We start from the raw sequence: 11,453 nt of genomic DNA on the forward strand, positions 1-11,453 counted from the left end.
TCGCCGCGAGGGCCGTCTGAACGACCGGCGCGCGAAGGGTGCACGTAACGCCTGGGTTCGAAGTCCTCACCTTCGCGGCAAGTGCCCGTGACGCCGGAGAGGAGGGATCATGACGACTCGAGACCGGCAGCCGGGTCCGACGCTCCGGAGCGCCGTCTCCTCCAGAACGGTGTGTCCCACCGCCGCTCCCTCCCGTAACAGATGAGGCGGCCCCTCAAGAACTCGCTGTGGCTCGCCCCGACCAGTCCGGCATAAGCACTCAGAGCGGCGGAGTCGCCTGCCGCGTCGGCGTGAAGGGCGTCGGCCGCCGCGATGCCTGTGGCGAGTGCGGTGATGATGCCCCTCGCGGCGATCGGGTCGGACGTGGTGGCAGCGTCACCCACCGCGGCCCATCCCGGAGCTGCCGCGGGGCTGGTGCACGACGTCGCCGTCCGTACGATGCGCAGCCCGGAAGGCGGGGCTGCCCTTGCGCGCCACACGCGTTGGCGAAGAAGGGTGGTCTCCTGCAGCGCCCCCCACCAGTGGTCTGGCCTGTGGAGCGCCTGCCCGGCGACGAGGTCGGCGTCCGTCATCGCCATGACGAAGCAAGTTCCGGCGGGCAGCGGCGCGCTGTACCACCAGCCGAAGGGCGCCGACTCGATCAGCGAACTCCGGGGCACACCGCGACCCGGCGCGCCGAACGGCAGGCAGGCCGCGAGAGCGACCATACGGTCAGCCCTCACGAGGGTGGCTCCTGCCTGACGCGCCAAGAGACAGGAATGAGTGCGATCGAGGTGCCACCCCGTTCCATAGGGGCTGAAGAGGAAGTCCACCTCATCGAGCGTGTCACCACCCCAGAGCGACTGATTGCCGAAGCACGGGGTGTGGGGCCCGGTGGCCACCGCGTCCAGCACGCCGAGGCGCTCCAGGAGAGGTCTCGCCCGGGACGCCAGGCTTTCACCGGGCTTCCACGGATGTCTGCTGCCCGGGTCGATGATGACGACGGAGGCACCGTGGTGTGCAAGGGTGATCGCGGCCGCGGCCCCCGCAGGCCCCGCCCCGGCAACGGCCACGTCACTGCACGCACCGGCCCAAGGTTCACTCATCAGTGCACGGCCCCCATGCCGTACACGTGCATCGGCGGTTTCTCCGCGGCGCCGGCGCCGGCGCCGGGGGCCTTGGCCGGCAACGGTGCCGAGAGAAGAGGCCGGTTGGCCGGAGGCGTCAGGTCCGGCAGCGGACAACCCGCAGCGATCCAGTTGATGGTGATCTCGCGGCCGGTCATCCCCGTCCCGGGCACCACGCCGGCGTAGGCCCTGCCCATGCTGGTCGACGGTGCGAGAAGGCCGAGGAAGGCGCTCTCCTCCGGGCGGCCGGGTGAGACGAGCTCGTTGCCCAGGTGGGCGACGGCGCTCAGGAGGAACACCGTGGGCTGGGTGAACCACCAGGCGACCGACTCGTGCCTGGTGCGGGTCGGGTCGCCGGGGTCGGGGCCGGTGATGCGGATGCCGGTGTGGGCGACCGAACCCGTCTGCCGCGGGCGCAGCGTGTCGACCAACCGGATCATTGCCTGCAGCGGTGAGAGGTGAGGGTGACCGTCGGGGGGAAGGGCGAGTGAACGAGTCCACTCGCGCCACAGCTCGAGCTCGCTCTCCTCGAAGACTTTGTACATGGGCCCGGAGAACGTGGTCAGTTCGAAGAAGGGGCTCTTCTCCGGTTCCCCCGGCACGATCAGTCCCGACTCCTGGAGCTCCAGCAGAAGACCGAGAGGGTCGAGGAACCAGTCGTTGATCGTGTTGCCTCCGAGCCGCTTGTCGTGGTGGTTCATGCGGGCGAAGGGAGCCTTGCGCTCGATCAGGCCGATCAGCCGCTCCTGCGGTGTCGGCCGGTCGGCCACCAGAGCTCTGAGGTCATCGGACAGGGTGCCGACGATGAGGAAGGCCACATAGCCGTCCCAGATGCGTCGCCAGTGCTCCTGTACGGCTTCATCTCCGCCGCTCTCGTGCACCTTGTCCAGGTAGAGCATGACCGCATCGCGGGCCTTGGCACCGTGACCCGCCGCCGCATTGTCGATGCCGATGTGCATCCTGTAGAACTGCGAATTGATGCCGTGATAGTCCAGCAGCCGCACGACCGGCACGATCTCCAGAACGTTCCACTCCAGTTGCAGTGTCATTCCGAGCAGTTCCGGAAAGAAGCGCTGGGAATGCTGGGAGATGGCCAATTGGAACACGCTGGCCGTGTACGCCGAATCAAGCATCTCCGGGAGCATGGCGAACTGGTAGGAGTCGACCGGTGGAAGGTACAGGCCCACACTGTGCAACAGATCGGCATAGAGGTTGGAATGGTTCAGGGCGGGATCACCGCCGCCGATCTCGTCGATCCAGATGGAGAACAGCAGTGAATGGACCTCGTCGATCGGCCCCAGGGGAGTGATGTTGCGCAACCAGGCGCCGTCCAGAAGGTTGAACGGCGCGAATTGACGGATCCGCTCGATGACGTCGCTACGGGTACGGAGCGGGTCGAGTGCGGGGTCTGCGTTCTCCACCCGTTCCACGATGTTCGTGTAGATGAGCTGCAGCCGTGCTTCGAATGCGTCACGGGTGTAGCGGAACGGACGCAGCATCAGCGGGAACAAGGGGTCGGTGGTCTGTGCTGCCCGGGCCTGGGCCAGCACCGCCTCCGCGTAGCGCTGGGCAGCATCCGCCTGCTCGGGGTACCGGTCGGGGTGTTGGAGCATGTGGAACCAGTCACGGTCGCCGAGTCCGACGTGCTCCGCGCGTTCGGTTTCGACCAGCATGGTTTCGCCCGACGTACCGGTACGGGACACGACGAAGCCGAGGCTGCTCCATTTCTCGACCATCTCGTTGTCTCCGGCGTGCGCGCGCAGCAGGGTCCAGCGCTCGGCGACCCTGTCGAGGTACTGTTGCTCGTTCTCGCCCGGCAGCGGATCGAGTTGCGGAGGGTAGACCGGCTGGACGCCGACGCCACGCGCCCATGGCCTGCGGTACACACTGAGCTCGGTGGGCTCCCAATGGGCCTCCGCCGTGCTGATGAGCCGCCGGTACTGCTCCTCGGGCAGGACGTCGTCCGGGCGTTGAGCCGGCCACCAGTGCGTATGGCACTCGTAGAAGTCGGCGTGCCACGGCACGGCCATATGCTTGGTGACATCTCCGGCCCGAAGGTCCTCACGCAGGCGGAACGGTTCCGACCAGGTCGACGGCTCAGCGGCGATGTACGTCATCTCGATGCCTGGGAAGAACGACGCCCCGACACATGCCTCGAGGGAAGCCCGGACCAGCGCGTGCGGTTGCTCGGCAAGAGGGAGGTCGCTGAGCGGAACCGCTTCGACCGGGCCCGTGCCGTCGGCGATGAATTCGCCTGCGGCCCATCGGCGCATTTGTTCGTACTGTCCCGGCAGGAGTGACGTCCAGGTGCGGGGCTTGCCGTCGGTCGGAGCTCCGTCGTCCCCCGCGAGCTGTGGCATGAAGGCGTAGTTGGCCTGGGTCACGTCCTCCGCGCCGGGCGTGCGCAGCCGGTCGAAGACCGCCTTCCTGACGCCCGAGTCCTCCGGGGCGTTCGATGCCAGGCGGGAAAGGAGGCCGGGGTTCAGGAAATCGCCCTGCGTGCCCCGGCCGTGCCCTCGCAGAGCGTTCCTGTTCACCCATGAGTAGCCATGGATGCGTTCCAGCAGTGGGCGGATGTCACGGGTGAACGACACCTCGCCGGCCTGCGGCAGCCGGCCGGTGCGCTCGGCGACATCGCGGGCGACGTCGTACAGGGTCACGAGATTCGACGTGTCGGGTGAGAAGTCGGGTGGAGCGACGATCACCCAGGCGGGCCTCACGGGAACCGTGCGGTGCTCGCCGACACGCACGGTAGCCGTGACCGGTCCGTCGGAGGTGTCGTCGTACCAGTGGTCGTTGTTCGCGTAGTGGGTCAGAGGGTTGTCCGGTTTCACGGAGGCCGCCTGCCCGAAGCCGCCCAGGACGAGGAGCCGCCCCGCCTCGTCGGTCCGCAGCTCCCCGAGGGGGACCGGCTTCCCGAGAAAGGTCCCGGTGTCGAACTGGGCGTCCGTGCCATCCGCGTCCGGGCCCTTGACCCGTCGCGGCCCCGGCGTGATCATCAGCGTCGCACGCGCCTGCGGATCCGCCGGATCGACGTGCTGATTACGCCGGTTCTCCAGGGATACCGACTGATAGAATCGCCCGCGGAACTGGAACCACGCCGCTTTGGTATTGGACAGCTCGACCGACCATTCCACGTCTGCATCGGCAGCCGACACCTCGCCGAGGACATTGCCGTCCTTGTCGAACGCATAGACACGAAAGCGTGCGGCCTGGCGCTTGATCCGTCCTTCGGGATCTTTGAAACCACCCTCCGGACGGACCGGGATGCCCGGTGACTCCGGCCCGACGAAGTACGCGTCCGGGCTGTTGCCGACTCGTGCGACGCCGACCGTCGGATGGATTTCGCAATAGGCGATCTCGTCAGGATTCAACCAGGCCTCCGTCAGGAACTGCGACGGCCGATTGACGCGCAGGCATTCCCCCAGATGCTGCCCAGGGGGTCGTCGCAGAGTGGGCTGGAAACGTCCGCATGGTCGCATATGCGGGCGTCGGGGGGTTTGTGCCGCGCCGGGCAGGCCAACAGTAGAGATCAGGAGCTACGCTGCAACGAGGAGGGGAACCTTGCCGGTGTTCACGTCCTGGGAGAAGCCCTCTCCGGGAAACGGGTACCGGCTGATTCTGTGATGACGGAACCCGATTGGACATGCACAGGTGACCTCCTTGTCCGCCGAGCTCCCCCGGGCCGCGGAATTGACGATGCAACAGGCGATCCCTCCCTGGCACTTCGCCATGATGAACGACCAGGAGCGAAATCACGCCTATCGGCAAGCGATCGAGACGGCCGTTCGCCCCGGTGACCTCGTCCTGGACATCGGTACCGGCGCCGGTGTCACGGCGCTGCTCGCCGCTCGCGCCGGTGGTCAGGTCTTCACCTGCGAAAGCAACCTTCACACGGCGTTCCTCGCAGACCGGGTGATCAGCGCCAACGGCTACGGCGACCGGATCACACTGATTCCGCGCTCGTCCACCGAGCTCGTTGTCGGCCGCGACCTCCCCGGAAAACCGGACGTCGTCACCGCTGAGATCTTCGACTGCGGGCTGATCGGTGAGTCGGCCCTGCATGCCCTCGAGCACGCCCACCGCGAGCTCATCTCCTCCACCACGCGCCTCGTTCCCTCCGGCGGCCGCCTCTGGGCGCAGCTGGTGGAGAGCGAGAGCCTCCACGGGCTCAACCACGTCGATGTCGTGGAGGGCTTCGACCTGCGCCCGTTCAACGTTGCGAGCACGCGCGGTTACTTCCCGCGCCGGATCGACTGTCACCCCCATACCGTTCTGGCTCCCGCGTTCAGGCTTTTCGACTTCACCTTCGGTGAACCACCCGTTCCCCGCACCCGGCAGCTCACGGTCCCCGTCACCAGGGACGGCATCGCACACGCCGCCGTCATGTGGTTCGAACTCGACCTCGGCAACGGCATCACCGTGAGCAACCACGGCGCGGGTTCGTGCCACTGGGAGCAGGCAGTGCAAACCTTCCCCGCGCCGGTCACGACGAAGGCGGGTGCGGCCGTTCGCATCACGGCACGGCACGACCTGTGTGCACTGACCCTCGACGTCGAACGGACACGACTCTGATGGACCGGCGCACCGGGCAAGGGGTGACGGCAGACCCGCGGGTGACGGTGATCGGAGCGACGAGGAACGCACGTCCGGTGACCCGCCTGACGTACGCGTCGTTCCGTCGCCACACTCCCGAACCCGTTCGCGTGCTGGTGGCGGACAACGGATCCACTGACGGCACGCTCGACGATCTACGGCGGCTCGACTGGGTGACCGTCTTCTCACTGGACGAGAGGAAGCGCCGTGCCCGGGAGGAGGCGCTGGAAGCGCGCAGGACGCTGCGGAAGCTGAAGAAGAAGATGGATGCGCTGGTCGCCGAGTGCCCAGCGGGGCAGCGCTTCTTGCTCGAGAAGCTCAGGACCGGAGTGGAGATCGTGCTCCCGACCGACAGCGAGCTCTGCCAGCATTCCACAGCTCTCGACTGGCTCGCGCCCCAGGTGGACACGCCGTACTTTCTGCTGCTCGACTCCGATGTCGAGTTTCTGGCCCCGGGGTGGCTCAGCGATCTCGTCGACCTTGCGGAAGCCGAGGGGCTGGCAGCCGTCGGCGAATTCGAACCCGGCCGGTTTCCTTGCCAGGATCGCCTCGCGACCTACCTGCTCCTGCTGCGCACCGACGCATTCCGCGGGCTCGGCGTCCCCTTCCGCCAGGTTCTGCGGTTCGGCGACCCACGTGAGGAGGAGCGGTGGTACGCGCGTGCACGCCACCATGTTCTTGATCCGTCGGCTTTCGACGGCTTCCCGTCAGCGGCCTTCTACGACACGGCAGCCGCTCTCTTCGAGGAGATGCAACGGCAAGAAGTGCCGTGGAAGCCCTTCCCGCCCGGTGTCGCAGCCAAGTTCCGCCACCTCGGACAGATGTCGTGGTCGGCCGATGCGCACGACGACTACGTCGGCGTCGAACTCCTGCGTGCACACGTGCGGGTGGCCGGCGAGTATGCCCGTACCCGTCTCAGGGATCAGTACGACGGTGGACTGCCGGGCTGGCAACCCTGCTGACACTCCGGCCGCCGGCCGGGGCGCTGGTGGTGGGTCCTGCGATGTCATCAGGGGCAGAACGTCGCCCTCAGATCAGCGGCCGCGTGGGAAGGAACTAGAGGCCCGAACAGCTCGAGCCGGCCCAGGATTTCATCCACCTCGGCTCCGGACACTTCGACGTCGGGAACCTGCTCGCGCAGGCTGGCCCAGGAGATGAGGAAGACACCTGCCGCTGTGCTGCCGTCCAGATGGGCAGCCGCGGGCTCCCCGAGGATGCGAGCAGTGAAACGACCGCCGGAAGTGGGCCGGTCGGTACGGCGGTCGAGGGTCGTGTAGAGGTGAACGAGTTGTTCGGCCTTCGCGCCGATGACCTCCCGCAGTGTGGCCCGGGCGTCCGGGGGCAGGAGGGCGGTGCCGAGGCCCAGCGGTCCGTAGATCCCGTGGAAGAGCCCGATCGGATAGTGGTCGCGTTCTCGCCCGGGGTCCGGAGGCGGCAGCCCGCCGACCGGCATGCGGAACCTCATGGGCCCCGATCCGCTCCATGAACTGCCGTAGGTGACCGGGGAGAGCCCCCGCGTCCCGACCGCGGCGCAGTCCTTCGCGCGCATCCGCGGCCCAGTACGACAGCACCAGGCTGTATCTGATGCCGCTCCGTACCGGGAGGACGGAATGGAAGGAGCGGTCGGACAATTCCATGAGCGCCGCACGGTTGTGCACCGGCCGCACGCGCACGGCGTCGTCCGAGGAGAACTGCGAGCGCTGGAGCATCAGCTCTCCCCCTGTGACGGGGGGAGTGGGGGACGCGAACGAGATCACCGCTCGATGGGTCTCGGTGAGGCCGTGCGGTACATCGGTGTGCGTCCGGATGTACTGCCCCTCCACCAGCTTGTGCGCACTGACCTCGATACGCCGCCGCTCCATCGGACGGCGGAAGACCTCCTCCAGCCGGTCGGCTGCGCCCAGCAGCATCGCGCTGGTGCAGGTCGAGTCGGCGAAGAGAAGATCCAGGAGGTTCACGCAGCGGTGCTGCTCGTAAAGACCGGTGCGCTCGACGGCCCAGGAGCCCTGCTTCTCGAGCCAGTCGAGGATGCGGGCGGCGATGTCCTCGTCGAGGAATCCGTCGATGAGAGCGTGCCGATACGGCTCCCGTGCGAGTGCGGCGGAGCCGGCGCACCGTTCGGGGCTGGTGGGGGCGGAGCCGGATCGGGATGTGGCTCTCGTATCACTCGTCCGGCCGGTCATCCGTGCTCGTCCGCCACGGGATGTGCTCGGACGTGGCGGATGAAGTCGGCCTGCCCGCAGCACCCGCCGACGGGTTCCGGATCATGACGCGCGGCCATGTACGTCTCCATGGGGCATCCGCCCCGGCACACCTCGACCTCGGGGCACTGCTGCAGCGACGCCTCTTCCTCCGCTCGCTCGGCAACGACCACCTTCATGTTCGGGCTTCGCCGGATGGCCGCGAAGTCCTGGTGCATGATGTCGCCCCACTGGTAGCTCGGGTCGCCCAGCAGGTAGCAGCAATGGTTGACATCACCGTTGGCTTCGACCGTGTAGAGGTTTCCGAAGCAGTCGCCCGCGAACGTGCACGGCAACGAGCCGCCGCGGATCTTCGCCAGCCGGTGCCGCACCGTGGAGATCTCCCGGATCTCGATGCCCCGGTCGCCGTGAGCCCGCCACCGGTCGTACAGGCCGATCAGGAACTCCGTCCGTTCCTTGGTCGTGATGTAGTGATCAACCCTGGTGCCGGGCGGGGCATGGGGCTGCGGCTCGGGCATGGCGAAGTTGATGCCGTAGTCACGGATACCGACCTCTGCCATGAAGTCGAAGAGCGCGTCAGGGCCGAGGGCAAGTGCCTGCCGGTCCACCACCGAGATGACTCCCACACCGAGCCCCTCCGCGCGGAGCTTCGCGTAGCCGCGCAGCGCGCGGTCCAGGGTGGGACGGCCGGCCGCGTCCACACGGTGGCGGTCATGGACCTCGCGCGGGCCGTCCACGCTGATGCCGACCTGCCATTCGTACCGGCGGAAGAAGTCGATCCACCTATCGCTGATGTGGAGGGCATTCGTGTGGATCGAGTTGACGATGGGCTGTCCCGGGCGCCTGAAACGCCCCTGTACCGCCATCACCTTCTCGAAATAGTCGATCGGAACCAGCGTGGGCTCTCCGCCGTGCCAGAGGAACTCGACCGCCCGGTGCTCGGGGTCCCGGAGCGCCGCGGCCGTCATGCGGGCGGCCACTCGGAACGGCATCCTCTGATCCGGTCCTGACCGCCAGTCGTAACAGTACGAGCACCGCAGGTTGCACAAGCGGGTTACCTTGACAATGAGCCCGACGTCGCGCATCGCGCTGTTCTCCCTGAAGTCGGTCAACCTGATACGGCCGGAGCCGGTTCGGCGTTCTGCGGCGGGTTCGCACGGATGTGCGTGATGAGCGGCCGCAGGCCACAGCAGTCCTCGCGATGCCCCGCGTAGTGCTGACGTGATGTGTGCCGTACATGGGGGCACCAGCCGTTGCACACACTGAATTCGTCGCAGGAGCGCATCCGCTCGCGGTCCTGCGCATGGGCCTTGGACCGCTCGTGAAGGCCGGCATTCCGCCGGATGGCGGAGAAGTCGTCGGTGTTGATGTTCCCCCAGCGATAGCGGGGGTCTTCTCCGAAATAGTCGCAGTGGCGGACGTCGCCGTTCGGCTCGATGCGATAGACGATGCCGAAACAGCGACCCGCCAGGGTGCACGGCGAGGGCTTCCTGCCGTGCAGCGACTCCACGAGCGCGGCCAGTTCCCGGATGTGGATGTCCGGGCCTGTGTGCCGGCGCCAGCGGTCGTACAGGCCGATGAGGAACCGGGCGGACTGCCCGGGATCGACGTAGTGCCGCCCGTCGCCGTGCCCGATCGCATCGGCGAGGGCGTCCGGCATCACGAAATTGAGACCGGCGACGCTGATGTCATGCTCGATGAGGAAGTCGAACAGGGCTGCGGGGCCCACGTCCAGGGCCGCCTGGTCCACGACGACTCCGACGCCCGGTTCGATCCCGTGGTCCCGCAGCCGCCGGAGCCCCTCCAGCGTCCGGGCCAATGTGGGGCGACCTGCTCTGTCGACACGGTAGCGGTCGTGAACGGCAGCCGGCCCGTCGATGCTGATGCCCACGTCGATGTGGTTGTCCGCGAAGAACCGCGCCCACTCCGACGTGATCCGCGTGGCGTTGGTCTGGATGGCGTTCCGGACCAGCTGGCCCGGCTGCCGGAAGCGCTCCTGCAGATGAAGTGCCTTCTTGAAGAAGGCGAGGGGAAGGACCGTGGGCTCACCGCCGTGCCAGTCGAACCCGGCCGAACGATGGTCGGGGTGGCCGAGCGTCCTGGCGACGAGCCGTGCAAGAGTGCTGAAGGACATGGTGTTGCCCTCGCCCGCGCGCCAGTCGTAGCAGTAGGTGCAGCGCAGGTTGCACAGTCGGGTCGCTTTGACGATGAGTTCCACACTGGTCATTCCGGCCGCCGAAACTCCGATTCGAGCTCACGGACGAGAGCTTCCTCCGAAGGGTCGAGCACGTCCACCTGTTCCACGCGCATGCGGTCGTGAGGACCGGCGTGACGCCAGGCGAGGTCGATGAGGATCGCGCGCTCCCTCTCGGAGAGTTCCGCATTGCCCCAGTCGAAGAGCTTGGCCGCGAGACCGGCCGCCGTCTGCTTGTCCGGCTGCACTGCCGAGGTCGATTCCATGCCGTTCCTCACCTCTGCCGCTGAATGAATCTCACCCACGACGGGCCTGCCTCCTTGATGTACACGCGCTTCCCGGGACCCTCCTGCTCGTACCGGAAGCGGTACAGGAGGCTCTCCAGAGGAACCTCGATGCTGAACTTGTTGAACTTGAAGCCGCGCTCCTCAAGACTTGTCGTGCCGTGCTGCACGTCCTCAGGAGGAGTCATCATGGCCTGCAGCAGGGCCTTTTCCTTGTCGTCGAGGCCCTCGCTCCATTGCTCGAGCTTCCGGACGAATGCCGCGACCTCGTCTTCCGAAATGCGTTCGTGTTCCTCAGCCATGACGGCCTCCCTCACATGGAGTGGTGCGCCGCCCCGTCGGTCCGCCACCTCGTCGTGGAACGGGAGCCGACCCGGGCGGGTGATGTTGATCACGCCCCCTCAGCTTCTCCCGCGCGTGGGGTCAACGCCTCGGGTGGCGCGCCGCAGAGGCAGCGCCGTGCGGGTGAAGCTGCTGTGCGAAGCCCTGCGCGCGGCACTGCAACCGACGGCGCTGGTGACTCCGGAGCCTGTGAGTGGGTGGTGGGGTGGCAGTGGGTGGTCGTCAGCGGGATCGCGGTGTTGATGTCCTGGTGGGTGGTGTGGGGCGGGGTTGTGGTCGCTGTCATGGGTGACCAAGCGGCTGTTGTGGGGCGGTTAGCAGGTCTGGTTGCTGGCTGTCATGGGTTTCGCTGTTCCTGTGTGAGGGGCGGGCGGGGTCGGGTGGGCTGGCGTGTATGACGGTGCATGGGGCGGCGGGTGTGGCCGGGGGCGGGGCGGGGTCGGCTGGGGTTGTGCCGGGCGGGGGTGTGGTGGTACGGCGGCTTCTTGCGGTGGATGGGGAGGGGACGCTGACTGCGCTGCATGTGCGGATCGCGGCGGAGCGGACGGTGTGGCGGTGGCTGGCCGATGGGCGCCGGGGCCATGTTGAGGCGCGGCCGCGGCAGGGCGGGTTTTCGCTGAGTGACGCCTTGTGGGAGGTCCTCGCTCAGGCGGGCGGGAACGTTGCGGAGTTGCGGCGCAGGATGCTCCGTGCCCAGGAAGAGGGGGCGTTGGAGGGGTGGGGTGCGCGG

9 protein-coding genes and 1 pseudogene are annotated in these 11,453 nt (G+C 67.5%); 2 read left to right on the forward strand and 8 right to left on the reverse strand.

Going from position 1 to position 11,453, the window contains the following annotated elements; genetic code table 11:
- Positions 1-107: 107 nt before the first annotated feature.
- Both IH00_RS0103045 and IH00_RS38735 read right to left on the reverse strand, forming a co-directional pair.
- On the reverse strand, positions 108-1,085 hold the full coding sequence (locus IH00_RS0103045; protein WP_107064389.1) for an FAD-dependent monooxygenase: 978 nt from the start codon (positions 1,083-1,085) through the stop codon (positions 108-110).
- A complete protein-coding gene (locus tag IH00_RS38735) occupies positions 1,085-4,480 on the reverse strand; it encodes a LodA/GoxA family CTQ-dependent oxidase (protein WP_052411147.1) in 3,396 nt (1,131 codons plus the stop codon). Before IH00_RS38735 ends, IH00_RS0103045 begins: the two co-directional genes overlap by 1 nt.
- 289 nt (positions 4,481-4,769) lie before the next feature.
- Between IH00_RS38735 and IH00_RS36910 the strand changes: the two genes are divergently transcribed.
- Together IH00_RS36910 and IH00_RS0103060 are read left to right on the forward strand one after the other, a co-directional pair.
- Positions 4,770-5,681, forward strand: coding sequence for a class I SAM-dependent methyltransferase (locus IH00_RS36910; RefSeq protein WP_158827650.1), 912 nt, complete (start codon positions 4,770-4,772; stop codon positions 5,679-5,681).
- Positions 5,681-6,664 carry a glycosyltransferase family 2 protein gene (locus IH00_RS0103060; RefSeq protein WP_324615767.1) on the forward strand — a complete coding sequence of 328 codons (984 nt, stop codon included), beginning with the start codon at positions 5,681-5,683 and terminating at the stop codon, positions 6,662-6,664. The genes IH00_RS36910 and IH00_RS0103060 overlap by 1 nt, the downstream gene beginning before the upstream one ends.
- A 47-nt stretch (positions 6,665-6,711) precedes the next feature.
- On the opposite strand, the gene IH00_RS43775 is transcribed toward IH00_RS0103060, so the two are convergent.
- The 6 genes and pseudogenes from IH00_RS43775 to IH00_RS0103085 form a co-directional block, all read right to left on the reverse strand.
- On the reverse strand, positions 6,712-7,167 hold the full coding sequence (locus tag IH00_RS43775; protein ID WP_031069232.1) for a DUF6817 domain-containing protein: 456 nt from the start codon (positions 7,165-7,167) through the stop codon (positions 6,712-6,714).
- Positions 7,168-7,282: 115 nt separating this feature from the next.
- Positions 7,283-7,885 (reverse strand): annotated as a pseudogene (locus IH00_RS45375) (2OG-Fe(II) oxygenase); the annotation flags it as partial.
- The gene (locus IH00_RS0103070; protein WP_078887531.1) at positions 7,882-8,988 is read right to left on the reverse strand and encodes a radical SAM/SPASM domain-containing protein; all 1,107 of its coding nucleotides are present in this window, start codon (positions 8,986-8,988) and stop codon (positions 7,882-7,884) included. The gene IH00_RS0103070 and the pseudogene IH00_RS45375, both read right to left, overlap by 4 nt.
- Before the next feature lie 23 nt (positions 8,989-9,011).
- Positions 9,012-10,130, reverse strand: a complete 1,119-nt coding sequence (locus IH00_RS0103075) for a radical SAM/SPASM domain-containing protein (RefSeq protein WP_078887532.1) — start codon at positions 10,128-10,130, stop codon at positions 9,012-9,014.
- Positions 10,127-10,402, reverse strand: a complete 276-nt coding sequence (locus IH00_RS0103080; protein WP_158827654.1) for a hypothetical protein — start codon at positions 10,400-10,402, stop codon at positions 10,127-10,129. The genes IH00_RS0103075 and IH00_RS0103080 overlap by 4 nt, the downstream gene beginning before the upstream one ends.
- Positions 10,372-10,776: a hypothetical protein gene (locus IH00_RS0103085; RefSeq protein WP_031069236.1), complete on the reverse strand. Its 405-nt coding sequence runs from the start codon at positions 10,774-10,776 to the stop codon at positions 10,372-10,374. Before IH00_RS0103085 ends, IH00_RS0103080 begins: the two co-directional genes overlap by 31 nt.
- Positions 10,777-11,453: the final 677 nt, after the last annotated feature.

Source organism: Streptomyces sp. NRRL S-118 (assembly GCF_000716335.1).
Taxonomy (GTDB): domain Bacteria; phylum Actinomycetota; class Actinomycetes; order Streptomycetales; family Streptomycetaceae; genus Streptomyces.

What these genes read in the sequence shown, in the direction of transcription:
- IH00_RS0103075 (WP_078887532.1), bottom strand. Translation starts at nt 10,130, where the DNA reads ATGACCAGTGTGGAACTCATCGTCAAAGCGACCCGACTGTGCAACCTG.
- IH00_RS0103045 (WP_107064389.1), bottom strand. Translation starts at nt 1,085, where the DNA reads ATGAGTGAACCTTGGGCCGGTGCGTGCAGTGACGTGGCCGTTGCCGGG.
- IH00_RS0103070 (WP_078887531.1), bottom strand. Translation starts at nt 8,988, where the DNA reads ATGCGCGACGTCGGGCTCATTGTCAAGGTAACCCGCTTGTGCAACCTG.
- IH00_RS43775 (WP_031069232.1), bottom strand. Translation starts at nt 7,167, where the DNA reads ATGAGGTTCCGCATGCCGGTCGGCGGGCTGCCGCCTCCGGACCCCGGG.
- IH00_RS0103060 (WP_324615767.1), top strand. Translation starts at nt 5,681, where the DNA reads ATGGACCGGCGCACCGGGCAAGGGGTGACGGCAGACCCGCGGGTGACG.